We start from the raw sequence: 24579 nt of genomic DNA on the forward strand, positions 1-24579 counted from the left end.
GGTCCTGCTGTGGGTGTCGCAAGCCCGTTGACAGGAGGCCCTCCGCTGAAAGACGCGGTGTACGCCTAAAAAAGCCGTGCGCGGGGAGCCGTCAGGTTCTCAACACAAACACACACACGAGCCGGACGCCTCCTCGCGCCCTCCCTCGATCCAACACCCTCGGGCGAACCACGCCGCGAGGCCGTTCCCGCTTGCTCTTAGATAGACAAACCCCGTGTCATCCCCTGCAGCCCGCAGGGCTGGAAAGGGGATCCACCCACAAGCACAGCGCTCTGGATTCCCGTCCCATCAGCTGCGCGTCTTTCCGGCAATAGTACTGCGAGGGACACTCTCATCCGTCACAACTCGTGAGAACAAAGCTGCACTTGCCGTCAGGGTTGCACCGGGCCCAGCTCCTTCGCCTTGCCCCGGCAGGCTGCCCCTGCTAACTGACAGCCAATCCCATTCAACCGATCTTCAGCAACAGGGTTTTTCCCGTGTCCCGTCAATTCATCTACCACATGCGTGGCCTCACCAAGACCTATTCGGGCGGCAAGAAGGTCCTGGACAATATCCACCTGTCTTTCTACCCGGATGCCAAGATCGGCGTGCTCGGCGTCAACGGCGCCGGTAAGTCAACCCTGCTGCGCATCATGGCCGGCACCGATACCGACTGGAATGGCGAGGGCTGGGTGGCCGAGGGCGCCCGCGTGGGCTACCTGCCGCAGGAGCCGCAGCTCGATCCGTCGAAGAATGTCCGCGAGAACGTGATGGAGGGCGTAGCCGCCAAGAAGGCGCTGCTCGACCGCTATAACGAGATCGCCATGAATTACTCGGACGAGACGGCGGACGAGATGACCCGCCTGCAGGACGAGATCGAGGCCAAGGGCCTGTGGGATCTCGATTCCCAGGTCGATCAGGCCATGGACGCGCTGCGCTGCCCGCCGGACGATTGGGCGGTGGACACGCTCTCCGGCGGTGAGCGCCGCCGCGTGGCGCTCTGCAAGCTGCTTCTGGAGCAGCCGGAACTGCTGCTGCTTGACGAGCCGACCAACCACCTGGACGCCGAGACGACCGGCTGGCTCGAAGGCCACCTGCGCAATTATCCGGGCGCGATCCTGATCGTGACCCACGACCGCTACTTCCTGGACAATGTGACGGGCTGGATTCTCGAACTCGACCGTGGTCGCGGCATTCCCTACGAGGGCAATTACTCGTCCTGGCTCGAGCAGAAGCAGAAGCGTCTCGAGCAGGAGGGCCGCGAGGACGCGGCTCACCAGCGCACCATCGAGCGCGAGCGCGAATGGGTGTCAGCCTCGCCGAAGGCCCGTCAGGCCAAGTCGAAGGCGCGTATCCAGCGCTACGAGGATCTGGTGGCGAAGGCCAACGAGAAGGGCCCGACGACGGCTCAGATCATCATTCCGATTGCCGAGCGTCTCGGCAACAACGTCATCGAGTTCGACGGCCTGAAGAAGGCCTTCGAAGACAAGCTGCTCATCGATGGCCTGTCGTTCAGGCTGCCGCCCGGCGGCATCGTCGGCATCATCGGCCCGAACGGCGCCGGTAAGACCACGCTCTTCCGCATGATCACCGGTCAGGAGCAGCCGGACGAGGGCAAGATCACCATCGGCGAGAGCGTGAAGCTCGGATACGTGGACCAGAGCCGCGACTCGCTCGATCCCAACAAGACGCTCTACGAGGAAATCTCCGGCGGCAACGAGATCCTCTATCTCGGCAAGCGCGAGATCAATGCCCGCGCCTATTGCGGCGCGTTCAACTTCAAGGGCTCCGACCAGCAGAAGAAGGTGGGCGTGCTCTCGGGCGGTGAACGCAACCGCGTGCACCTCGCCAAGATCCTGAAGTCGGGCGCGAACGTCCTGCTCCTCGACGAGCCGACCAACGACCTCGACGTGGATACGCTCCGCGCGCTCGAAGAGGCGCTGGAGGATTACGCGGGCTGCGCCGTCATCATCTCGCACGATCGCTGGTTCCTCGACCGCATCGCCACGCACATCCTCGCCTTCGAAGGCGACAGCCATGTGGAATGGTTCGAGGGCAACTTCGCCGATTATGAAGAGGACAAGAAGCGCCGCCTGGGCACGGATTCCACGATCCCGCACCGGATCAAGTACAAGAAGTTCTCGCGGTAAGCCTATAAAGGCGCCCTTAAAGGGCGCCTTTCATTTCGCTGCTAGTCAGCTTCTCGTAAGGCGTGAACTGGAGGCCTACTCTTCAACTGTGAAAAAATCTTCATCGATACGCTTGACCTCAACAACTCGCTCAGTTCATACACCTACTCCATACTTAAGCATAAGATCCGCAAGCCGCTCACCATCAATGAGAGCAACCCTAAAGGGCACAGTATTCAAGTAAGATATTGCGGTCGGCGCAAACTTTGATGTGGTGACGAAGACACCATCTCTGGCTGCATTACCTGTTAAAGCACCAATAAACATTTGTAGCTCCGGCCTACCTACAGATCCGGTTGTATACCTCTTTGCTTGAAGGTAGAGGCGATCGCGACCAAGAATATCGACATCAATCACTCCATCGATCCCACCATCACCCGTACGACCAACTTGCTGTATGACATTTGTATAGGATGCGCCGTATCCCATAGCCAACATCAGCTTGATAACAAGCTGCTCAAAGAACTGAGGGCTTTGAGTTTTGATACGCTCGAGTAATTCAGTGCGAACAGCAAGCTCTAGCTCCCTGACGGAACTATCGATCTGTTCATCTGGTGTTAGTGTATCGGAACTTGTTTCCGCCGAACTCGAAGTGTGGCTGTTGCTCGCATCACTGTCTGCGCCTCGCTCTGCCCAATCACGATACTCCTCGCTGATTTCCCGGAGTGTTTGATCGGTAATGGGCTTCCCGCTTTCCAAAAGTTCTCTTCCAGAAGCATTGATGACGTACCTTCCACGAGAAGGACGAGAAATGAGGCCAGCTCGTAGGAGGCTGAACCTTGCCCAACGTATACGATTTGTGATCGTGCGTTCTCTCCCTGATGGAAGTAGACGGCTACGCTGTTCATCGTCGAGACCAAACTGGTCGGCCACGCTATTCGTAAGCTCTTCAGTTGAGAAGTTTCCTTGCGACATCAACTTAAGAACTGTCGGCATTACTCCTTCCCAATTAGGGATAGTTTTGTAGTAGCCATAGGCCATTGCGCACCTCAACTTTGTTGCAAGTAGTGGTAGCGGGACAGGTATATGGCAGCAAGCGACTTGGGGCGTTATCCAAGCGATTAATAGAAGACGTTTGAGACTAAGTTGTTATTTAGCAATCCAAGATACTTGGGTTCTTTCGTGAAACAGTGTATGACCCTTGAGGCACGAGAACATAAGAAGAGAAAATCACGTGCCAGCCGATCATTCCCTCGCCTTCGAATCCGTTGCAACGCCTGAAGAAGCCGTTGAACGGCTTATCAAGCTCCACGACAGCGCCATCGAGGCGCAGCGCCATGCCCTGGAGCATTTCTTCGCCACCGGCACGCCTCCCACGCCTCTCGAACGATCCCGCTTCCGCTATCCGGAGCTGAGGCTCGATTACCGGGCGACCTCGGTGCCGCCGGTGAAGCAGCGGGCCTATGCCAAGTTCCAGGGACCAGGCGTCTACGCGACCACCATCACCCAGCCGGCCTTCTTCAAGAACTACCTGCTGGAACAGCTCAACTACCTCGTACGCGATTACGGCGCGACCCTCCAAGTAGGCGTGAGCGACCAGGAAATTCCCTATCCCTATATCTTCGAGCGCGGCGACGAGCTGGGACGCGGCGCCCATTCCGCCGCCGAGCTGGCGCAGCATTTCCCGACACCGCTTCTCGCCAAGGTCGGCGACGAGATCGCCGACGGCACCTGGGAGTTTCACGAGAACGAGCCGCGTCCGCTCTCCCTCTTCGATGCGGCACGGGTGGATTATTCGCTTCGCCGCCTGGTTCATTACACCGGCAGCGACTGGCGCTCGGCCCAACCCTGGATCCTTCTCACCAACTATCACCGCTACGTGGATCAGTTCGTCCGCTGGGCCTTGAGTGAACTGGCCAACGAGAGCAGCCCCTTCAGCAAGCTGGTTCTCCCCGGCGGCATCACTATCGAGCGCGGCCTCGATGAGGCCGCCGTCGAGGAGCTGATCGCCTCCTCGCCCTGGCACCGGTTCCAGATGCCGGCCTATCACCTGTGCCGCAAGGACGGGCAGGGCATCACGCTGGTGAATATCGGCGTCGGTCCGTCGAACGCCAAGAACATCACCGATCACCTCGCGGTGCTGCGCCCCCATTGCTGGCTCATGGTCGGCCATTGCGGCGGCCTTCGTCAGTCGCAATCCATCGGCGATTATGTGCTCGCCCACGGCTATCTGCGCCGCGACCATATTCTCGATGCGGCGGTGCCGCCGGAAATTCCGATACCGGCTCTCGCCGAAATCCAGGTCGCCCTCCAGGATGCGGCGGTCAAGGTCACGGGCGAGCGGGGTGAGGAGCTCAAGCGCCGCCTGCGCACCGGCACGGTCGTGACCTATGACGACCGCAACTGGGAGCTCCGCTGGAGCCAGGAGCGCCGCCAGATCAACCTCTCCCGCGCCATCGCGGTGGACATGGAAAGCGGCACCATCGCCGCGCAGGGCTACCGCCTGCGCGTCCCCTACGGCACGCTCCTCTGCGTCTCCGATAAGCCGCTCCATGGCGAGATCAAGCTGCCCGGCGCCGCCAACGCCTTCTATGAGCGGGCCGTGAGCGAACACCTCATGATCGGCCTGTCCGCCATCGACATCCTGCGCGAACAGCGTTCGTCGCTGCATTCACGCAAGCTGCGCAGCTTCGATGAGCCACCGTTCCGGTAGGCGTTGGCACCCAGCGAGCCTTCTTCCCGGCCCCGTGTCGTGATCCCGACCTGGAAAGCCCAGCTTTTCCGGTCGGAATAACCTAACCCGCCGCTTGCCCTCTGTCCAAAATACATATAAATATATGTTTATATGTAAGATCGAGTTGGTTTCGTGGCTGATAGAGAAGCTCCATCGCTGGACCTGACGCTGGACGTCCTTCGGGCGGCAGCCGAAGAGACGCGCCTGCGCATCCTGGCTCTCCTGGCCGAGGGAGAACTATCGGTCTCCGACCTCACGGATATCCTTGGCCAGTCCCAACCCCGCATCTCCCGCCACCTCAAGCTGCTGGTCGAGGCGGGCCTCGTGGAGCGGCACCGGGAAGGGGCTTGGGCATTCTTCCGACTGACCGATCGCGGCGTGGCCCTGCAGATCATCCGCCCGACCCTGGACAGCCTCGACCGCTCCGATCCGCAGCTGCTGGAAGACCGCACACGGCTTGAGGGCGTGCGGGCCCAGCGTTCCCAGGCAGCGCAAGCCTATTTCTCACGCCTCGCTCCCGATTGGGACCGCATACGCTCTCTCCATGCGCCGGAGACGGTGGTCGAAGCGGCAGTGTTGGAGGCGCTCGGGTCGAAACCGATCCGCAATCTCGTGGATCTCGGCACCGGCACCGGCCGCATGGTGCAATTGCTCGCGCCGCGTGCCAACCGCACCGTTGGGCTGGATGCCAGCCATGCGATGCTCTCCGTCGCCCGCGCGAACCTGGAGAAGGCTGGCCTGCGCGGCATCGAGCTGCGGCAGGGAGATATCTACGCACCGCCCTTCACACGAGACACCTTCGACCTCGTGATCATCCATCAGGTGTTGCATTACCTCGATGATCCCGCTCGCGCGATCCGCGAAGCCGCGCGCCTCGTGGCCCCGGGCGGGCGCATCCTCGTGGTGGATTTCGCACCTCACAAACTGGAATTCCTGCGCGAGGCACAGGCGCATCGCCGCCTCGGCTTCGCGCCGTCACAGGTCGCAGGTTGGCTCGACGAGGCCGGTCTCGACTGCACCCTGACGCGCGAGATAGCACCGCCCAAAAGTGGCGAGGAGCAACTGACCGTTTCCCTTTGGCTTGGCCAGGATCGCCGTGTCGTGACGGATTGGCCTTTGAGTGAACCCGATAGAGAGGTCGCCTGATGTCCCCGCTCACCCTGCGCCCCAGCCGGCAGCCGGCTCAGCCGATCAAGGTGTCCTTCGAGTTCTTTCCTCCGAAGTCCGAGGAGATGGAAGCGACCCTGTGGTCCTCGATCCAGCGCCTTGCGCCGCTCAATCCACAATTCGTGTCCGTGACCTATGGCGCGGGAGGCTCCACGCGCGAGCGCACGCATTCCACCGTGTCGCGCATCGTGCAGGAAACGCACCTGAAGCCCGCCGCTCACCTGACCTGTGTGGCTGCCACCAAGGAAGAGGTCGACGACGTCGTGCGTTCCTATTGGGATGCAGGCGTACGTCACATTGTGGCTCTGCGTGGCGATCCCGTCGCCGGAATCGGCACGACTTACGAGGCCCATCCCGGCGGCTATCAGCAAACCTGTGATCTCGTCGCCGGCATCAAGGCTATCCGCGACTTCGAGGTCTCCGTTTCCGCTTATCCGGAGAAGCACCCGGAAGCCGCGTCGCTCGATGCCGATATTGACGCACTGAAAGCGAAGGTCGATTGCGGCGCTGATCGCGCGATCACGCAGTTCTTCTTCGATAACGATCATTATTTCCGTTATCTCGACCGCGTCCGTGCGCGCGGCATCGACATCCCGATCGTGCCCGGCATCGTGCCTGTGCAGAACTTCAAGCAGACCGCGAATTTTGCCGCCAAGACAGGCGCCAGTGTTCCCGAATGGCTGGCCGCCCGTTTCGATGGTCTGGACAAGGATGTGGACACCCGCAAGCTCGTTGCCGCAGCCGTTGCCGCCGAGCAGGTCATCGATCTCGTCGATCGCGGCGTGAGCGAGTTTCATTTCTACACAATGAACCGCGCTGATCTCGTCTATGCGATCTGCCACCTGCTTGGCCTGCGCGATCAGAGCGTGAAGGCGGCTGCTTGATACTTTCATGCTCGGCTCGGCCGGGCATTCGCCTGTCTGACGTGTCGCAAAACACGAATGGCCGAAGCGGATTCGGCTGGATGAGAAGAGAACAGAACAATGACCGCGTTTACTCCCGTTCCCGCCAACGGCGCTGAAGTCCTGAAGGCGCTGCGCGAAGCCGCCTCCAAGCGCATTCTCGTGCTCGACGGCGCGATGGGAACAGAACTCCAGCGCTCGCGCTTCTCGGAGGAAGATTTTCGCGGAGAGCGGTTCAAGGACTGGGGCCAAGACGTCAGGGGCAACAACGACCTTCTCATCCTCACGCAGCCCGATGCGGTGCGCAACGTCCATCTCGACTATTTCCGCGCAGGCGCGGACATCGTCGAGACCAACACATTCTCCGGCACCTCCATTGCTCAGGCCGATTACGGCATGGAGGAGATCGTCTACGATCTTAACTTCCACGGATCGCGCCTCGCCCGAGAGGCCGCGCTGATCGTGCAAAAGGAAGATGGACGCCGCCGTTTCGTGGCCGGCGCTGTCGGGCCGCTAAACCGTACGCTTTCCATATCGCCGGACGTGAACAATCCCGGATACCGCGCCGTGACCTTCGATCAGGTGCGTGATGCCTATGCCGATCAGGTGCGAGGCCTTATCGACGGCGGGTCCGAAATCATTCTTATCGAGACGATCTTCGACACGCTCAACGCCAAGGCCGCGATCGTGGCTACACATCAGGTCTTCGCCGAGAAAGGCGTGAAGCTGCCCGTCATGATTTCGGGAACGATCACGGATCTCTCCGGCCGCACACTCTCGGGGCAGACGCCCTCCGCCTTCTGGTACTCCGTGCGACATGCCGAGCCTTTGTCCATCGGTCTCAACTGCGCGCTCGGCGCGCGCGAGATGCGCGCGCATATTCAAGAGATCGGCAAGGTCGCCGACACATTCGTCTGCGCCTATCCCAATGCCGGCCTGCCGAACGAGTTCGGCCTGTATGACGAAAGCCCCGAGGCGACGGCTCGCATGATTGCGGAATTTGCGGATGCTGGCCTCGTCAACGTGGTTGGCGGCTGCTGCGGCACTATTCCTGCTCATATTCGCGCTATTGCAGAAGCGGTTGCCGGAAAGGCGCCGCGTAAGGTGCCGAAGCTGGCTCCGTTCATGCACCTTTCAGGCCTCGAGCCCTTCACGCTCACCTCCGACATTCCTTTCGTGAACGTAGGCGAGCGCACGAACGTCACCGGCTCCGCCAAGTTCCGCAAGCTCATCACCAATGGTGATTATGCTGCCGCGCTCGATGTGGCGCGCGATCAGGTGGTAAACGGTGCGCAGGTGATCGATATCAACATGGACGAGGGCCTGCTCGATTCCGAGAAGGCGATGGTGGAATTCCTCAATCTCGTCGCCGCCGAGCCGGATATTTCCCGCGTTCCGGTGATGGTGGATTCCTCGAAATTTCACGTGATCGAGGCTGGCCTCAAATGCATCCAAGGCAAGGCCATCGTCAACTCGATCTCCATGAAGGAGGGCGTCGAGGCGTTTATCGAGCACGCGCGGATCTGCCGCTCCTATGGCGCCGCCGTCGTGGTCATGGCTTTCGATGAGCAGGGACAGGCCGACACACAGGATCGCAAGGTCGAGATCTGTACCCGCGCCTACAAGATCCTGACCGAACAGGTTGGCTTCCCGCCGGAAGACATCATCTTCGATCCGAACGTGTTTGCGGTGGCTACCGGCATCGAAGAGCATAACGGCTACGGCGTCGATTTCATCGAGGCGACCCGCATCATCCGCGAGACGCTGCCTCATGCTCATATCTCGGGCGGCGTGTCGAACCTGTCGTTTTCCTTCCGCGGCAACGAGCCCGTGCGCGAGGCCATGCACTCCGTGTTCCTTTTCCATGCCATCAAGGTCGGCATGGATATGGGCATCGTGAATGCAGGCCAGCTTGCGGTCTATGAGCAGATCGATCCCGAGCTGCGCGAGCTGTGCGAGGATGTCGTTCTCAATCGTCGTCCCGATGCAACTGAGCGCCTGCTGGAAGCGGCGTCCCGTTTCAAGGGCGATGGCGCGGGAGCCGTGAAGGCGGCCGACCTCGAATGGCGGTCCTGGACCGTCGAGAAGCGCATCGAGCACGCCCTGGTCAACGGCATCACGGAATATATCGGGCAGGATACAGAAGAGGCACGCCAGGCTGTCGAGCGCCCGTTGCACGTCATCGAAGGCCCGCTCATGGCTGGCATGAATGTGGTCGGCGATCTCTTCGGCGCAGGCAAGATGTTCCTGCCGCAGGTGGTGAAATCCGCCCGCGTCATGAAACAGGCCGTGGCCTATCTAATGCCGTTCATGGAAGAAGAGAAGCGGATATCGGGCGTCGAGGAGAGATCAACCGCTGGTAAGGTGCTGATGGCGACCGTAAAGGGCGATGTCCACGATATCGGCAAGAACATCGTCGGCGTGGTTCTGGCCTGCAACAATTACGAGGTCATCGATCTCGGCGTCATGGTCTCGGCCCAGAAGATCCTGGAGACCGCGCGTAACGAGAACGTGGATGTGATCGGTCTGTCCGGCCTCATTACGCCCTCACTGGACGAGATGGTGCATGTGGCAAGCGAGATGGAGCGAGAAGGCTTCGAGATTCCGCTGCTCATCGGCGGCGCCACCACGAGCCGGGTGCATACGGCGGTGAAGATCCATCCGAACTACAACAAGGGCCAGGCCGTCTACGTGACGGATGCGAGCCGCGCGGTCGGTGTTGTCTCTTCGCTCCTGTCGCCGGACATGCGTGACAAGTACGTGGAGACTCTGCGCAGCGAATACCGTAAGGTGGCGGATGCTCACGCGCGCTCCGAAGCTGACAAGCAGCGCCTGCCGATCGAGAGGGCCCGCGCCAATGGCATGAAGCTCGATTGGGATGCTTACTCGACACCGAAGCCCACCTTCACCGGCGCGCGGGTGTTCCGCAGTTACGACGTGGGCGAACTCGTGCCCTATATCGATTGGACGCCTTTCTTCCAGACCTGGGAGCTCAAGGGTCGCTATCCTGCGATCCTCGAAGACGAGAAGCAGGGCGCAGCTGCGCGCCAGCTCTGGGAAGACGCTCAAGGAATGCTCAAGCAGCTGGTCGAGGAGCGCTGGTTCAATCCGAAAGCGGTCATCGGCTTCTGGCCGGCGAACGCGGTTGGAGACGACATTCGTCTCTACACGGGCGAGAGCCGCAGCGAGACACTCGCTACCTTCCATGGCCTACGTCAGCAGCTCTCGAAGCGCGACGGCAAGCCCAACCTCTGCATCTCCGATTTCGTCGCACCCGCCGAGAGCGGCAAGCCCGACTGGATCGGCGCCTTCGTGGTAACCTCTGGCATCGAGGAAGTGCGCATTGCGGAGAAGTTCGAGCGCGCGAACGACGATTACCGCTCCATTCTCGTGAAGGCGCTTGCCGACCGCTTGGCGGAAGCCTTTGCCGAGCGCATGCATGAGCGCGTCCGCAAGGAGTTCTGGGCCTATGCGCCGGATGAGAATCTCACGAATGAAGATCTGATCCGCGAAACATATAACGGCATCCGTCCTGCTCCTGGATACCCGGCGCAGCCCGACCACACGGAGAAGGCGACGCTGTTCAGCCTGCTTAACGCAGAGAAGAGCATCGGCGTGACGCTCACGGAATCCTACGCCATGTGGCCGGGCTCTTCCGTGTCGGGCCTCTATCTGGCGCATCCGGAAGCCTATTACTTCGGCGTCGCCAAAGTCGAGCGCGATCAGGCGGAAGATTACGCCGAGCGCAAGGGCATGAGCGTCATGGAAGTCGAGCGCTGGCTCGCGCCGATCCTCAATTACGACCCGGCGAATTACCGGCCGATGGCGGCGGAGTAATCAGGCATGAACTGTCATTCCCGCCGCAACGCCTCGATGGGATCGAGCTTCGCCGCCCTCTGCGCCGGATAGAACCCGAAGAAGATGCCGACCAGCGCCGAGAAACCGACCGCGATGAAGATGGCGTTGGTGGATATGAGCGAGGGCCAGCCGGCGAGTTGAGCGACCGCATAAGCTGTTCCCGCTCCGAGCGCGATGCCGATGGCGCCACCTATGGTGGATAGGGTCGTCGCCTCGATCAGGAACTGACTGAGGATGTCACGTGGCCTTGCGCCAACGGCCAGGCGCAGGCCGATCTCCCGTGTGCGCTCGGTGACAGACACAAGCATGATATTCATGATGCCGATCCCGCCGACGAGCAGCGATACGGCGGCGACGGCGGCGAGCAGCATGGAGAGGGTGTTGGCGGAGGCGGACGCCGTGTTGGCGATTTCCGTCAGGTTGCGGATGGAAAAATCATCCTCCTGATCGCCGGTGATGCGGTGACGCTGGCGTAGAAGATCGGTCATAGTCTCGATGCCGGGAACGATATCCTCCTCGTTCGCGAACTTTACGAAAATCGAGCCGACGGAACCATCCTTGGCATAATTGCGGCCGATCACGCGGCGACGGCCTGCATCGAGCGGAACGAAGACGACGTCATCCTGGTCCTGGCCGAACGCGGATTGACCTTTCGGCGCCATCACTCCGATCACTCGAAACGGCACGTTGCGCACGCGCACGACCTGGTCGATCGGATCATCGCCACCGAAGAGGTTGCGGGCGACCGTCTGTCCGAGAAGGATGACTATGTCACCGCGCCGCACCTCTTCCGGATCGAAGCTGCGTCCAGTTGCGACATCCCATTCACGTGCGGCGAACCAGTCGAGGTCGATGCCGTAGATGCGCGTAGCCCAATTGCTGCCGCCTGCGACGACCTGGGTCGCTCCTTGTACGAAGGGAGCTGCGGCGGCCACGCCGTCGACCTCGCTGCGGATGGCATGAGCGTCCTCATCCGTGAGAGAGGAGGCAGCGCCTGCGCCGAGACGAGCTCCGCCCTGCGTGACATTGCCCGGGGTGACGATGGCGAGGTTTGCGCCGAGCGAGCGGATCTGCTGGTCGACGAGATTGCGCGCGCCGGAACCGATGGCCACCATGGCGATGACGGCGGCGACGCCGATCACGATGCCTAGCATGGTGAGAAGGCTGCGCAGGGCATTCGCCATGATCGCGGAGAGGGCGGAGCGGATGGCTTCCATCAATCTCATCGCGCAATCTCCTCGGCGAGTTCGCGCCTTGCATCGACAGGCTCCTGCCTGTGATCCTCGATGACCCTGCCATCCCGGAAGCGCACGAGGCGGCGGGCATGGCGGCCTACCTCGGCGTCATGCGTCACGAGAACGATGGTGACGCCCTCATGATTCAGTTCCTGGAACAAGCTCAGGATCTCATTGGCCGTGCGGCTGTCGAGTGCGCCTGTCGGCTCATCTGCGAGAAGCAGGCTCGGGCTGTTCACTAGCGCTCGCGCAATCGCAACGCGCTGCTGCTGGCCGCCGGAGAGCTGCATGGGGCGGTGATGGGCACGCTCGGCCAGTCCCACCCGGCCGAGGGCATGCAAGGCGCGCTCGCGCCGCGCCTTGCGGTCTACGCCCGCATAGACCATCGGGAGTTCCACATTGCTGAGGGCATCGATGCGAGGCAGCAGGTTGAACTGTTGGAACACGAAACCGATTTCGCGGTTGCGCAGGTGCGCAAGGCCATCGGCATCCAGCGTTTCGACCTCGGTCTCGGCCAGCCGGTATTGCCCGTTCGTCGGTTTGTCGAGACAGCCGATGAGATTCATGAAGGTCGATTTGCCCGAGCCCGACGGGCCCATAACGGCGACGAAATCGCCCTTGTCGATGTCGAGAGAGACCCCGTCGAGCGCCACGACACGGCCTGCATCGAGATCGTAGACTCGTCTGAGGTCGCGCGTTTCGATCAGCGCCATGGCTGTCCCCTTAGAACATACGCGGGGGACGCGGACGACGGTTCGTGGCGGGGCCACTTGCCTCATCCGCATTACCGCTGCGTTGTGCGCCGACAATAACGGCTGCACCTTCCTGCAAATCGCCACGAAGGATTTCCGTGTAGCTGCCATCCGTCACGCCGAGGCGCACGGGGACGGGTTGCGGAATTCCATCGGGACCGATGCGGTAGATGCGCCCGAAGCTGCCCTCGTCCTGATCCTGCATCTCGCCGCGTGGGCGACGCTGGCGCGACTGTGTTTGAGCTGCTGCTGCCGTTACGGTCGGACGGAAGCGCAGGGCCGCATTCGGAATGCGTAGCACATCTTCCTTCTCATCCGTGATGATCTGCAGATTTGCCGTCATGCCGGGTAAAAGCGATTGATCCTGGTTCTGCACGCTGATCACGGCGGTATAGGTCACCACGTTCTGCACGGTCTGCGCGCTGAGCCGCACCATGCGCACGCTGCCCTCAAAAGTGCGGTTCGGATAGGCGTTGACGGTGAAGGACACCTTCTGCCCAGCCTTGAGTTGTCCCACGTCGGCTTCGTCGATATTGGCGTAGATGTCGATCTCGCGCAGGTCCTGGGCGATGGTGAACAGGGTCGGCGCGGAGAGCGAAGCCGCGACTGTCTGGCCGAGTTCGATGTCGCGCTTTACGACGACACCTTCGACCGGCGATTTGATATCAGTCCGCGCCAAGTCGATCTCGATATCGCGCAGCTTGGCCTGACGCTGAAGGATCACCGCATTCGCGGATTGCAGGCCTGCATCGGCCAGAGCGATATCCGCTTTGAAGCCGTCCAGTTCCGCGCGGTTGGAAGCGATCTGCGCCATTGCCGATGCGAGGTTTGCTTTCTGGATATCGACCTGGGTGCGGGCCTGATCCAGCGCGGTCTGGGTGCCGACCGCGCGCGTGGTCAGCTCCTGCTGGCGCTCAAGGGTGCGCTGAGCATCGTCCAGCTGGGCCTGGGTGCGATCGCGTTGCGCGTTCAGGTCAGTGGCCTGCGCTTCAGCCCGCTGCAAGGTCGAGCGGGCCTTGTCGATCTGCGCGCGCTTGGTGTCGAGATCGGCCTTCGCCTGGGCGAGATCGGCCAGCGCGGCATCGCGGCGGGATTTGATCTGTTCGGAATACAGCCGGGCGACGACCTGGCCTTCCTGCACCGGTGTGTTGTAATCGGCCAGGATCTCGACCACTTGGCCCGAGAGCTGAGAGCCCACGAGAACCGTAGTGACGGGATTGAGAGTCCCGGTCGCGCGAACGCTGGCGGTGATGGAGCCGCGCTCCGCGGTGCCGAGACGATAGGCCTGGTCCGACGCCTTGCCGCCGCCGGTGCCCCATAAGGCAAAGCCGCCCAAGCCTGCTGCAAGCAGGGCAATGATCAACCAGACTCGAAAACGCCGCACGTCTAAAACCCTCTTCACGACGAAGATGTCCATGAGCGGCGATTGTGGCCGATTTGCCAAAATGTTTCGAGTTAACTCTTTGTCATGCGCCGGTAGGCCGCTTGGCGATCAGGTCGCGCAGGGTCATGATGGTGGAGGCATCGGCCACGCCGTCCACGCGCTCCGGGCGAAAATGGCGCTGGAAGGCGGTGACCACCTTCTCCGTGTCCTCGTCGAATACACCGTTGATCTTGAGGCTGTAGCCGTACATGGCCAGCATCGCCTGCAAAGCTTCGATGGGCATGCCCTGATCGCCTCGCGAGAAGAAGCGGCCGTCGCTCATCGAGGCGGATGGCACCCAATGGCCGACTCCTGCTTGATGCAGGCGTTTCCAGGGAAAGATCTCGCCGGGATCGACCTTGCGGCCGGGCGCTACATCCGAATGTCCGAGCACGCGGGTGGCGGGAATGCGCCAGCGGGTGGCGATATCCTTGGTGAGTGCCGCGACGCTCTCGATTTGGGCGTCGGGAAAGGGCGGAAGTCCGCCGGGATGGCCTGGATTGGCGATCTCGATCCCAATGGAGCAGGAATTGATGTCCGACTCGCCGTCCCAGGAGGAGGCGCCCGCATGCCAGGCGCGGCGTGATTCAGGCACGAGCTGCAGCACACGCCCGTCGCCGAAGACGAAATAATGGGCTGAAACCTGCGAGACCGGGTTGCACAGCCACATCAGGGCTTCGCCCTCATCGGGCATCCCCGTGTAGTGGAGGATCACCATGCTCGGGCGCTGCCCGTCCTTGCGTTCCCCATGATTGGGCGAAGGAAAGACTTTCGCGGCAGCGGGGCTCTCGGGGGACAGGGGCGCGCTCATGGTGTCACCTGAGGTTCCGCTCGGCGGCAATGCGCTCCCAGGCGGCATTGATGGTGGCCACGCGCTCGGTTGCGATCTTGATGGCCTCCGGCGGCAGGCCGCGGGCGATCTCCCTGTCAGGATGGTTCTCGGCCACGAGCTTGCGGTAATGCCGCTTCAACTCGTCATCGCCCATGCTGCGGTCGGCCTTGAGGATGAAGTAAGGATCGTCAGCACGGCTGACATGGCGCGCGGCGATGCGCTCGAAATCCGTCTCCGAGAACGAAAAGATCGTCGCCACGTCGCGCAGATAGGCATACTCGGCTTCGTGCACCGCCTCGTCGGCCTTGGCGATGTGGAACAGGCCGTCGATCACGTCCTCGAGAAGGGCAGGCTCATCCTTGAAGGCTTCGCCGATCTGCCGGGCATAGGCCTCGAAGCCGTCCGAGGTTTGCATGGCAAGCTCGAACAGGCGCTGGACCTTGCTGTGCTCGCCTTCCGGCACCTCGATGATCTGCTCGAAGGCCCTGACTTCCACGTCGACTACGACGCCGTCGGCCTTTGCCATCTTCGCGGCCAGGGCCACGAGGCCCATGGTGAAAAGGACATCGCGCGGCGGCTTCCCGAACGGGGCGCCTTCACGATCAATGAGCATGTGTCCGGCAACGCCGCCCAGGAGAGCCCCAATCGGTCCTCCAAGCGCAAGGCCGAGGCCGGCGCCACCCAGCTTACCCCAAATCGACTGAATCATCTTGGTATCAGTGGTACGCTCAAGTCCTTAAAAAAGAAAAGGGTCCGGATAAAAGAAAAGGGGCCGAGATGGTCTCGGCCCCTTAAATTCAATGTGAGGATCGCAATTAGCGGCAGTAAACGTTGCCGTACACGTCCTGATAGGTACCGTAAGGACATGCCGGGCCGCGCGGAGCCGTGCCGGCACCGACGATTGCACCACCCGCGCCACCGATTGCTGCACCGGCCAGGGCACCGCCCGCAGTCCCGGTTGCCGCGCCACCGATAGCAGCACCAGCAAGGCCGCCGATGGCAGCGCCGCCAACGGCACGCTCACCGGGAGTGTTGCAAGCTGCCATCGAGAGGGTGAGAGCACCCGCGGCAATCGCTGTAATGATCTTCTTCATGGAGGCTTCCCTGTTTCTATCGGGCTGTAGGCTACCCAGCCCTACTTAGCTTGACCTTACGCTGTCGCCAACTCCCGGCCAAAGAAGAAGTTCCTTGTAGCCCATATAACCTGTCGAAAAATCTTGGACGGGTTTAGGCTAAAAATAACCAAAATTGCCTTATTTTCTGAGCAAATCACTGTGTAGTGACAGCATTGATGGAACAAAGTTTCTACTTGCCTTGTCACATCTTCGCCTTATTTGGCAGTCACCGACCGCAACCCCGTAGCGGATGCCATCAGGAGTTCGATAATGACTTGGCAGCATTTTCTGAGGACCCTGATAGTTGCTCTCATCGGAGCTTCGGCCCTGGCTCTCGCTTCTCATGCGCGTGCGGAAAGTAATCTCATTTCTCCCCAGGAAGCTGAGGCCCTCGTGAAGGCGCAAGCCGAGGAAAAAGCGGCTTTCGAGGCGGAACTCGCGGCTCAGGAAGCCGAAATCGCCAAGGCGGATGACGCCGAGAAAAAAGGCAAGTCCGCCAAGTCTGCTGATAAGACCAAGTCTACGGATAAGAAAAAGACGAAAGAGGCGGCTGCCGCCACAATCATCGCCCCTGAGGCTGCAAAGCCTGCGACTGAGGCCAAGGTGGTCGAGGAAAAAGCCGAGGAGACTGCATCGCTCCCTGCGGTTCAGAAACTCGCGATACCGCGCGGCAAAGCCGACGAGGCCCGCTCCGACGCCCTGAAGCCGATGATCGCGCAATATGCGGCCGAGCATGGAATTCCGTATGAGCTGGCCGATGCCGTGGTGCGTCTCGAGAGCCGTTACAATGCGGGTGCCCGAAACGGCCCGAATCTGGGCCTGACCCAAATCAACTTCCGCACGGCCCAATCCCTTGGTTACAAAGGCGATGCGGCTGGACTCTTCGATGCCGAGACCAATCTGCGCTATGGCCTGAAGTACCTTGCCCAGGCTTACAAGCTCGCCGGCGGCGATACTTGCGGCACGATCCTGCGCTATCAGTTCGGCCACCGCACCACCACCATGACCGGCGCTTCGCGTGTCTATTGCGCAAAGGTGAAAGTACTCACCGCCGCCGCCGAGTGAACGGACGGCCTTGACGCGGACCCGTCTTTCGCACCACATCCCATCCGTCAGCTGGCCGGGCGGCCGCTTCGAGTTCGCTCGGGGAGGAAAGTCCGGGCTCCATGGAAGCAAGGTGCCGGATAACGTCCGGCGGGGGTGACCCTAGGGAAAGTGCCACAGAGAGCAGACCGCCCCGCAAGGGTCCTTGGATCTCTGGATCTTCGGATCCCCGGGGTAAGGGTGAAAGGGTGCGGTAAGAGCGCACCGCGGACGCAGTAATGCGGACGGCACGGTAAACCCCACCAGGAGCAAAACCGAATAGGGACGACAGGCGTTCGCGCCAGGCCCGCTTCCAGGCTGGTCGTCCGGGTTGGTTGCTTGAGGCGGTCAGCAATGACCGTCCCAGAGGAATGGCCGCCACGTTTGAGGTCTGAGACTTTGCGAAGTCTTACGACTTTGGGCCCTACAGAACCCGGCTTACAGGCCAGCTGACCCCATCTTTCCACAGGCATGAAATCTGCGTCAAAGCGGCCCAAACCTTTGGGCTGCTTACGATTCATTAACCCTAAATGCGTCTGATGGGAGATGCGGGCCAGAATGTCCGCGTCCCAGTTCCGTTCCGTTGACGCCCATATTATCCCATGTTATCCCAAATCATCCCGTCGACGGTGTTCTCCGAAGGGGACGTTAAGCGCTCAGACTGCGCTGACATCTCACCTCGGACAGTAGCGTTTTCGCCGACAACGGGTGGCAGGTCTGTATGGCCTGTCGGGGGGCTGACTATCGGGAGCTTGCGAGCTGCGGCCAATGAACCGCTTCGTTTCCAATTTCACCAACAAGTTGGATTCGAAGGGTCGCGTCTCGATCCCCGCATCCTTCCGGGCCGTATTGGCCAGGGATGGATTCGAGGGTCTCTACGTTCATCCCGCGCTCGACGCGCAGGCCTTGGACGCAGGTGGCAACACGCTTCTGAACGAGATCGATGCGTTCTTGTCGACGCTGTCGCCCTATTCGGACGAACGGGATCAGCTGTCGACCGCGTTGTTCGGTACCAGCGAAATTCTGAAAGTCGATCCGGAGGGGCGTGTCATCCTGACGGACTCAGTGAAAGTACATGCCGGGATTGGCGATACGGTGACGTTCGTCGGACTCGGTCACAAGTTCCAGATTTGGGAGCCGGAGCGTTTCCGTGCGCACTTGGAGGAGGCGCGCACGAAGGTCAGGGACCTGAAGAAATCTCTCGGAAACCGGATCGTGGAGCCGCGTATGATACAGAACACCTCACCAGGAGTGCGGGAGCAATGATGGGACGCGGCGACGGCCCAGGAGCCGGAGCCGCTGGCGGACCGACCCGTCACGTTCCTGTGCTTCTGGCGGAGGTGTGCGATGCGCTCGATGTGAAGAGCGGTGGCATCTTCATTGATGGCACCTTCGGCGCGGGCGGATATACGCGTGCCGTTCTCGATGCTCATCCCCAGAACAAAGTGATTGCCATCGATCGCGATCCTGATGCGATTGCGAGCGGCGCATCGCTCACGGCGAAATTCAAGAAACGCCTGATGCTCGTGCCGGGACGCTTCGGCGATCTCGATGAGCTTGCGCGCGAGCAAGGCTTCGAGAGCGTCGATGGTGTCGTTCTCGATATCGGTGTGTCCTCCATGCAGCTCGACCAGGCCGAGCGCGGATTTTCGTTCCGCAATGATGGTCCGCTCGACATGCGCATGGAACAGAACGGACCCAGCGCCGCCGATCTCATCAATGAATCGTCCGAGGCCGAACTCGCGGATATCTTCTACCATTACGGCGAGGAGCGCCGCGCCCGCGCGGTTGCGCGCGCCGTCATCGAGATGCGCCGCCGCGAGCCTTTCGCGACGACGCGTCAGCTGGCCGATCTCGTGGCATCGCTTATCCGCCAGGAGCCGGGTGGCATTCATCCGGCAACGCGCGTATTCCAGGGCTTGCGAATCGCCGTCAACGACGAGCTGGGCGAATTGGTGCGCGCGCTGCATGCGGCCGAGCGCATTCTGAAGCCCGGTGGACGCCTCGTCGTCGTGACATTCCATTCGCTCGAAGACCGGATCGTGAAGCAGTTCTTCGCCGCCCGCACGGGACGCACACCAAGCGGTTCGCGTCACATGCCGATGCAGGCTGTTGCAGAGTCGACATTCGACGCGATCACACGTGGACCTGTCGGGCCGAGCGAGCAGGAGATGGCGCGCAATCCGCGTGCCCGTTCCGCAAAGCTGCGGGCAGGCGCGCGCACCGAGACGCCGGCACAGGAACCGCTGAGCGCCATCACCATGTTGGCCGAACTGCCGCAAACGGCGGAGAAGAGGGGAGGGCGGCGATGAGCAAGCTGCTCCACATCGTAGCGATTTCCGCGCTTATCGGATCGGCGGGCTATGCCTATTCCATCAAGTACGACACGCTGTTCTATTCCGAACAGGTAGCGAAGCTGAAGTCGAAGGCGCAGCGCGAGCGCGAAGCCATCGCCGTGCTGCAGGCGGAATGGCAATATCTCGACCGTCCTGACCGCCTTCAGGCAGCCGCCGACCAGCATCTCGACCTTCAGGCGCTGAAGATTCAGCAGCTTGCCCGTCTCTCCGATCTGCCGAACCGGCCTGATCGCGGCGACGAGATCGGTCGCAAGCTCGAAGCGCTTGGCCTGTTTGAACCGACGGCGACGCCGAAGGACAGGACCAGCGTTGCGCAAACTCCCTCGACCCAAACTCCAAGACGGTAACGCCCGTGTTGCAAGAGCATCATATCGAACCGCAGGGTAAAAGCCTTCTTCAGAAGCGGGGCATCCTTTCGCATGCCCGCGAGCTGTTTCGGTTGCGTCTCGACAAGAGCACGTCTCGCGTCGGGCTTGCAGCCTTCTGCTTCGTAGGACTTTTCACCGTGATCGGCGGACGCCTCGTGCATCTGGCGCTCACGAGCGAGAACACGAGCGAAGTGCGCCGTGCCGCATCCTCCGAAATTTCGGCTGCACGCCCGGACATCATCGACCGCAACGGCGAGGTCCTGGCGACCGACGTGAAGATGGTCTCCGTTTTCGCGGAACCGCGCAACATCATCGATAAGGACGAAGCGGTGGAACTGCTCACCGCCGTCCTGCCCGATCTCGACGCCACGGACCTGCGCAACAAGCTCGGCACCAAGAAGGGCTTCGTGTGGGTCAAGCGCGAGATCACACCGCGCCAGCAGGCGGAAGTGCATCGCCTCGGCATTCCCGGTGTCGGCTTCCTGCCCGAGAACAAGCGCGTCTATCCGAATGCGGAAGCCGCCGCCCACGTGCTCGGTTTCGCCAACGTGGACAATGTGGGTATCGCCGGTATCGAGAAATACATCGATAGCATGGGTCTGCAGGATCTCAACGGCGCAGGCTTCAACATTTCCGCAGCCGACCTCAAGCCCATTCAGCTCTCCATTGACCTGCGTGTACAGCATGCGCTTCGCGATGAGCTTGCGAAGGGCATGGCCAAGTTCAAGGCCAAGGCCACGGCGGGCGCGATCCTTGATGTGAACACGGGCGAGCTCATTGCGCTCGTGTCTCTGCCCGATTATGACCCCAACAACCCGGTCGATGCGCTGAAAGACGATAATATCAACCGCATCAATGTCGGCGTTTTCGAGATGGGATCGACCTTCAAGGCCCTCACGGTGGCCATGGCGCTCGATTCCGGCAAGTACAACATCAACTCTACTTTCGATGCGCGCTCGGGCCTGCGCTACGGCCGCTTCACCATTGGCGATTATCACCCGACGCGGCGTGTTCTCACGACGCCGGAAGTTTTCGTGCACTCTTCCAACATTGGCACGGCGCGCATGGGTCTCGGCATCGGCGTGGAAGGTCACAAGGCCTTCCTGCGTAAGATGGGCCAGCTCACGCGCCTCGAGACGGAACTGCCCGAGAATGCAGCGCCCATAGTTCCGCCGCGCTGGGGTGAACTCAACACCATGACCATCGCCTTCGGCCACGGCCTCGCCGTCGCGCCGCTTCAGGCGCTGATGGCAGTGGGCTCGCTTGTCAATGGCGGTGTGATGATCAAGCCGACTTTCCTGAAGCGCGATGAGGCGGAAGCCCGCAAGAATGCGATGCAGGTGCTCAAGCCCGAGACCAGCGAGGCGATGCGCTATGTCATGCGTCTGAATGCGACGCACCCGGACGGCTCCGCTTCCAACGCGGCGATTGCCGGCTTCTTCGTGGGCGGCAAGACCGGCACGGCGGAAAAGGTCATCAACGGCCGCTACGCCAAGAACAAGAACTTCACGACCTTCACGGCGGTCCTGCCTTCCGACAAGCCGAAATACGTGTTCCTGACCATCATGGATGAGCCGCAGGCAGTCGAGGGCACCTATGGCTTCTCGACCGCAGGCTGGAATGCTGCGCCGACGACAGGCAATATTATCGAGCGCGTCGCGCCGCTTCTCGGCGTGCCTCCACGCTTCGAAGCCCCGACGCAGCCGTTCCCGCTGATGTCGCGCCTCGGCGCATGGGGCAGCAAGCCATGATGAAAACCATGAAGCTCGGAGATCTGCTCAATGAGGCGCAAGCGAATCCGCAGGCGTCTCTCTCCATTTCCAAGCTCGCCTCAGATAGCCGCAAAATTGAGCACGGTACGGTCTTCTTTGCTGTGCCCGGTACGAAGGTGGACGGCATGAGCTTCGTGCCGCAGGCTGTGGCAGCCGGTGCCACGGTCATTGTGGGAGAAGGGGAGCGTCCGTCCGATCTTGCCGCGAACGTGGCCTATATTCGCGTCGGCGATGTGCGGCAGTCTCTTTCCCTGGCAGCGGCGCGCTTCTATTCGCGCCAACCGGAGAAGACGGTTGCCGTCACCGGCACCAGTGGCAAAAGTTCCGTGGCGGATTTCACGCGTCAGCTCTTCGCTCATCTCGGTCACAAATCGGCAAGCCTCGGCACGCTCGGCGTCATCACATCGGATGGCGCAGCTTATGGCTCGTTGACAACGCCCGATCCAATTTCTTTGCATAAAACTCTTGATCGCCTTGCCGGCGACGGTGTCACGCGCCTTGCGATGGAAGCCTCGTCCCACGGCATCGATCAGAGGCGGCTTGACGGCGTATCCTTAAGCGCCGCAGGCTTCACCAATCTCGGTCGCGATCATCTCGACTACCACAATACCACGGAAGCTTATGCCGCTGCGAAGCTGCGCTTGTTCGATACGCTTCTGCCGGGCGATGCGCCTGCGATCATCAATGCCGATGGGCCCTATGCGGATGTGTTCCTGCACGGCGTGGAAGGCCGTGGCCTGCCGCTCATCACCACAGGCAGCATGGGCGAGACGCTGCGCCTCGTCGACGTGAAGCCGGAGGGTTTCTCTCAGGCGCTGACTATAGAAGCCTTCGGGAAAACTTTCCGGACCACGTTGCCGCTTCTCGGTGCGTTCCAGGTCGAGAACGCGCTCGTTGCCGCAGGCCTCGTTCTTGCCGTCGAAGGCGAGGAGAAACTCGCTGCGATCCTCGATGGTTTCAGGAATCTCAAAGGCGTCTCCGGCCGCCTGGAGCAGGTGGGCGAGGTCTATGGTGCCATCTGCATCGTCGATTACGCGCATAAGCCCGACGCCCTGGCCCATGTGCTCGATGCCTTGCGTCCCTTCGCCAAGGGCAAACTCGTCTGCATCGTCGGTTGCGGCGGGGATCGAGACAAAGGCAAGCGTCCGCTCATGGGCCGCATCGCCGTCGAGAAGGCGGATGGAGTCATCGTCACGGACGATAATCCTCGCTCGGAAGATCCATCGGCAATCCGCGCCGAGGTCATGCAGGGCGCCGTGGGTGCCCGCGAGATCGGCGACCGGTCGCTCGCCATCCGCACGGCTGTGAAAGAGCTTCGGAAGGGCGATATTCTGGTTGTGGCCGGTAAAGGTCATGAAACGGGCCAAATCATCGGCGACCGGACCCTGCCGTTCTCGGATCACGACGAAGTCCGGGCGGCGATTGCGGAGAGGCAGGGATGAGTTCGCCCCTTTGGACCAAGGATGAGATCGCTGCCGCCACCGGTGCCCGCATCGGCAGTGGCTTCACGCACGCGACCGGTGCTTCCATCGACACCCGCACGCTGGAGCCCGGCGATCTCTATTTCGCCATCAAGGGCGATGTCCATGACGGACACGACTTCGTGCGAGCTGCGCTGGAGAAGGGTGCGTCCTCTGCTGTCGTGTCCGAAGAGAAGGCTTCCTCCTTCGCTTCGGATAGGCTCATCGTCGTGCCGGACGTGCTCGACGCCATGCGCCGGATGGGCGAGTTCGCCCGCAAGCGCACGAATGCCCGCATCGTCGCCATCACCGGTTCCGTCGGCAAGACTGGCACGAAGGAAGCCATGCGCGTTGCGCTCTCGCGCCAGGGTAGAACCCATGCGTCGGTTGCTTCTTACAACAATCACTGGGGCGTTCCGCTCACCCTCGCGCGCATGCCGCGTGAAACCGAATATGGCGTGTTCGAAATCGGCATGAACCATGCCTATGAGATCCTGCCGCTCACCGGCATGGTCCGTCCGCATGTGGCCGTGATCACCACTATCGAGCCGGTGCATATTGAATTTTTTCCCTCGTTGTGGGGCATCGCGGATGCCAAGGGGGAAATTTTCTCAAGCCTTGAGCCGGGTAGCACCGCGGTGATCAATCGCGACAGCCCGTACTTCGAGCGCATGAAGGCCCACGCTCTCGCATCCGCGGCTGGCCGTGTCGTGACTTTCGGTGAGCATGAGAGTGCCGACATTCGAGCCGAGCGAGTTCTCGTGACGCCCGATCAATCCATCGTCGAGGCAACCGTGTTCGGTAAGCCGCTGACCTACAAGATCGGCACAGCCGGCCGTCATATCGCGCTGAATTCCTTGAGTGTGCTTGCGGCCTCCCACGCCCTTGGCGCCGATCTCGCGCTGGTCGCGCTCTCCTTTGCCGAGCTGAAGCCCCCTCTCGGGCGTGGCGAGCGCACCATGCTCTCCATTGGTGACGGCGAAGCGTTGTTGATCGACGAGAGCTACAACGCCAACCCCGCTTCCATGCGCGCGGCTCTTTCCAATCTCGGCGCGGTCGAGCTCGACCCTCAGGGTCGGCGCATCGCTGTGCTCGGCGACATGAAGGAACTCGGAGAAAAAGGCCCTGGCCTGCATGAGGGTTTGGCGGAGGCCATTGAGGCCAATGCCATCGATCTGGTTTTTGCGGCTGGCCCTCTCATGAAGAGCCTCGTGGGCGAGCTCCCGAAAGCAAAAGTTGCGCTCCACACCGAGACCTCCGCCGAGCTGGTGGATGCGGTTCGTGCCGCTGTCCGCCCCGGTGATGCGGTGATGGTGAAGGGGTCGCTCAGCATGAAAATGGCCTTGATCGTCAAGGTTCTGAAAGAACGTCACAGCGCGAGCGAAACAGCGCACGCGCTCAAAGGATAAGTCC

19 protein-coding genes and 1 other RNA gene are annotated in these 24579 nt (G+C 61.4%); 13 read left to right on the forward strand and 7 right to left on the reverse strand.

The window, feature by feature from the left end; all coding sequences use genetic code 11:
* Positions 1 to 476: 476 nt before the first annotated feature.
* Positions 477 to 2129, forward strand: coding sequence for an energy-dependent translational throttle protein EttA (ettA, locus tag AB4Y85_RS04740; RefSeq protein WP_441983715.1), 1653 nt, complete (start codon positions 477 to 479; stop codon positions 2127 to 2129).
* Between the two features lie 135 nt (positions 2130 to 2264).
* Here the strand turns inward: ettA and AB4Y85_RS04745 are convergent, their stop codons facing one another.
* Positions 2265 to 3104: a restriction endonuclease gene (locus tag AB4Y85_RS04745; RefSeq protein ID WP_441983716.1), complete on the reverse strand. Its 840-nt coding sequence runs from the start codon at positions 3102 to 3104 to the stop codon at positions 2265 to 2267.
* A gap of 238 nt (positions 3105 to 3342) precedes the next feature.
* On the opposite strand from AB4Y85_RS04745, the gene AB4Y85_RS04750 reads away from it, so the two are divergent.
* The 4 genes from AB4Y85_RS04750 (at position 3343) to metH (ending at position 10748) form a co-directional block, all read left to right on the forward strand.
* Positions 3343 to 4821, forward strand: coding sequence for an AMP nucleosidase (locus tag AB4Y85_RS04750; protein WP_441983717.1), 1479 nt, complete (start codon positions 3343 to 3345; stop codon positions 4819 to 4821).
* A gap of 153 nt (positions 4822 to 4974) precedes the next feature.
* A complete protein-coding gene (locus AB4Y85_RS04755; protein WP_441983718.1) occupies positions 4975 to 5988 on the forward strand; it encodes an ArsR/SmtB family transcription factor in 1014 nt (337 codons plus the stop codon).
* A complete protein-coding gene (metF, locus tag AB4Y85_RS04760) occupies positions 5988 to 6893 on the forward strand; it encodes a methylenetetrahydrofolate reductase [NAD(P)H] (protein ID WP_441983719.1) in 906 nt (301 codons plus the stop codon). Before AB4Y85_RS04755 ends, metF begins: the two co-directional genes overlap by 1 nt.
* A gap of 99 nt (positions 6894 to 6992) precedes the next feature.
* On the forward strand, positions 6993 to 10748 hold the full coding sequence (gene metH / locus AB4Y85_RS04765) for a methionine synthase (RefSeq protein ID WP_441983720.1): 3756 nt from the start codon (positions 6993 to 6995) through the stop codon (positions 10746 to 10748).
* Positions 10749 to 10762: 14 nt separating this feature from the next.
* Here metH and AB4Y85_RS04770 read toward each other — a convergent pair whose 3' ends face one another.
* From AB4Y85_RS04770 to AB4Y85_RS04795, 6 genes are all read right to left on the reverse strand, one after another.
* Positions 10763 to 11995 carry an ABC transporter permease gene (locus AB4Y85_RS04770; protein WP_441983721.1) on the reverse strand — a complete coding sequence of 411 codons (1233 nt, stop codon included), beginning with the start codon at positions 11993 to 11995 and terminating at the stop codon, positions 10763 to 10765.
* Complete coding sequence (locus AB4Y85_RS04775; protein WP_441983722.1) at positions 11992 to 12717, reverse strand: ABC transporter ATP-binding protein; 726 nt, start codon at positions 12715 to 12717, stop codon at positions 11992 to 11994. Before AB4Y85_RS04775 ends, AB4Y85_RS04770 begins: the two co-directional genes overlap by 4 nt.
* 10 nt (positions 12718 to 12727) lie before the next feature.
* On the reverse strand, positions 12728 to 14140 hold the full coding sequence (locus AB4Y85_RS04780) for an efflux RND transporter periplasmic adaptor subunit (protein ID WP_441983723.1): 1413 nt from the start codon (positions 14138 to 14140) through the stop codon (positions 12728 to 12730).
* Positions 14141 to 14222: 82 nt separating this feature from the next.
* Positions 14223 to 14990, reverse strand: coding sequence for an N-acetylmuramoyl-L-alanine amidase (locus AB4Y85_RS04785; RefSeq protein ID WP_441983724.1), 768 nt, complete (start codon positions 14988 to 14990; stop codon positions 14223 to 14225).
* 4 nt (positions 14991 to 14994) lie between these two features.
* Positions 14995 to 15720, reverse strand: coding sequence for a TerB family tellurite resistance protein (locus AB4Y85_RS04790; RefSeq protein WP_441983725.1), 726 nt, complete (start codon positions 15718 to 15720; stop codon positions 14995 to 14997).
* Between the two features lie 106 nt (positions 15721 to 15826).
* The gene (locus AB4Y85_RS04795) at positions 15827 to 16105 is read right to left on the reverse strand and encodes a hypothetical protein (RefSeq protein ID WP_441983726.1); all 279 of its coding nucleotides are present in this window, start codon (positions 16103 to 16105) and stop codon (positions 15827 to 15829) included.
* A 291-nt stretch (positions 16106 to 16396) separates the two neighbouring features.
* Here AB4Y85_RS04795 and AB4Y85_RS04800 point away from each other — a divergent pair, with 291 nt between their 5' ends.
* The 8 genes from AB4Y85_RS04800 to AB4Y85_RS04835 all read left to right on the forward strand — a co-directional run bounded on the left by AB4Y85_RS04800 (position 16397) and on the right by AB4Y85_RS04835 (position 24575).
* Positions 16397 to 17191, forward strand: a complete 795-nt coding sequence (locus tag AB4Y85_RS04800) for a transglycosylase SLT domain-containing protein (protein WP_441983727.1) — start codon at positions 16397 to 16399, stop codon at positions 17189 to 17191.
* Positions 17192 to 17238: 47 nt separating this feature from the next.
* Positions 17239 to 17666, forward strand: an RNA gene (rnpB, locus tag AB4Y85_RS04805) — RNase P RNA component class A.
* A gap of 311 nt (positions 17667 to 17977) precedes the next feature.
* The gene (gene mraZ / locus AB4Y85_RS04810; RefSeq protein ID WP_441983728.1) at positions 17978 to 18475 is read left to right on the forward strand and encodes a division/cell wall cluster transcriptional repressor MraZ; all 498 of its coding nucleotides are present in this window, start codon (positions 17978 to 17980) and stop codon (positions 18473 to 18475) included.
* The gene (gene rsmH / locus AB4Y85_RS04815) at positions 18472 to 19521 is read left to right on the forward strand and encodes a 16S rRNA (cytosine(1402)-N(4))-methyltransferase RsmH (protein WP_441983729.1); all 1050 of its coding nucleotides are present in this window, start codon (positions 18472 to 18474) and stop codon (positions 19519 to 19521) included. Before mraZ ends, rsmH begins: the two co-directional genes overlap by 4 nt.
* Positions 19518 to 19913 (forward strand): cell division protein FtsL, encoded by a 396-nt coding sequence (ftsL, locus tag AB4Y85_RS04820; protein ID WP_441983730.1) that lies wholly within the window; start codon positions 19518 to 19520, stop codon positions 19911 to 19913. Before rsmH ends, ftsL begins: the two co-directional genes overlap by 4 nt.
* A gap of 5 nt (positions 19914 to 19918) precedes the next feature.
* Positions 19919 to 21685: a peptidoglycan D,D-transpeptidase FtsI family protein gene (locus AB4Y85_RS04825; protein ID WP_441983731.1), complete on the forward strand. Its 1767-nt coding sequence runs from the start codon at positions 19919 to 19921 to the stop codon at positions 21683 to 21685.
* Positions 21685 to 23148, forward strand: coding sequence for a UDP-N-acetylmuramoyl-L-alanyl-D-glutamate--2,6-diaminopimelate ligase (locus AB4Y85_RS04830; protein ID WP_441984008.1), 1464 nt, complete (start codon positions 21685 to 21687; stop codon positions 23146 to 23148). The genes AB4Y85_RS04825 and AB4Y85_RS04830 overlap by 1 nt, the downstream gene beginning before the upstream one ends.
* Positions 23145 to 24575 (forward strand): UDP-N-acetylmuramoylalanyl-D-glutamyl-2,6-diaminopimelate--D-alanyl-D-alanine ligase, encoded by a 1431-nt coding sequence (locus AB4Y85_RS04835; protein WP_441983732.1) that lies wholly within the window; start codon positions 23145 to 23147, stop codon positions 24573 to 24575. The genes AB4Y85_RS04830 and AB4Y85_RS04835 overlap by 4 nt, the downstream gene beginning before the upstream one ends.
* The last annotated feature ends 4 nt before the right edge of the window (positions 24576 to 24579 follow it).

The sequence above is a fragment of the Microvirga sp. 2YAF29 genome (genome assembly GCF_052114605.1).
In the GTDB taxonomy this organism is placed as follows: domain Bacteria; phylum Pseudomonadota; class Alphaproteobacteria; order Rhizobiales; family Beijerinckiaceae; genus Microvirga.

Coding starts and splice junctions, on each gene's coding strand:
- AB4Y85_RS04745 (WP_441983716.1), bottom strand. CDS start 3,104: ATGCCGACAGTTCTTAAGTTGATGTCGCAAGGAAACTTCTCAACTGAA.
- metF (WP_441983719.1), top strand. CDS start 5,988: ATGTCCCCGCTCACCCTGCGCCCCAGCCGGCAGCCGGCTCAGCCGATC.
- metH (WP_441983720.1), top strand. CDS start 6,993: ATGACCGCGTTTACTCCCGTTCCCGCCAACGGCGCTGAAGTCCTGAAG.
- AB4Y85_RS04770 (WP_441983721.1), bottom strand. CDS start 11,995: ATGAGATTGATGGAAGCCATCCGCTCCGCCCTCTCCGCGATCATGGCG.
- AB4Y85_RS04775 (WP_441983722.1), bottom strand. CDS start 12,717: ATGGCGCTGATCGAAACGCGCGACCTCAGACGAGTCTACGATCTCGAT.
- AB4Y85_RS04785 (WP_441983724.1), bottom strand. CDS start 14,990: ATGAGCGCGCCCCTGTCCCCCGAGAGCCCCGCTGCCGCGAAAGTCTTT.
- AB4Y85_RS04790 (WP_441983725.1), bottom strand. CDS start 15,720: ATGATTCAGTCGATTTGGGGTAAGCTGGGTGGCGCCGGCCTCGGCCTT.
- AB4Y85_RS04795 (WP_441983726.1), bottom strand. CDS start 16,105: ATGAAGAAGATCATTACAGCGATTGCCGCGGGTGCTCTCACCCTCTCG.
- AB4Y85_RS04800 (WP_441983727.1), top strand. CDS start 16,397: ATGACTTGGCAGCATTTTCTGAGGACCCTGATAGTTGCTCTCATCGGA.
- mraZ (WP_441983728.1), top strand. CDS start 17,978: ATGAACCGCTTCGTTTCCAATTTCACCAACAAGTTGGATTCGAAGGGT.
- rsmH (WP_441983729.1), top strand. CDS start 18,472: ATGATGGGACGCGGCGACGGCCCAGGAGCCGGAGCCGCTGGCGGACCG.
- ftsL (WP_441983730.1), top strand. CDS start 19,518: ATGAGCAAGCTGCTCCACATCGTAGCGATTTCCGCGCTTATCGGATCG.
- AB4Y85_RS04830 (WP_441984008.1), top strand. CDS start 21,685: ATGAAAACCATGAAGCTCGGAGATCTGCTCAATGAGGCGCAAGCGAAT.
- AB4Y85_RS04835 (WP_441983732.1), top strand. CDS start 23,145: ATGAGTTCGCCCCTTTGGACCAAGGATGAGATCGCTGCCGCCACCGGT.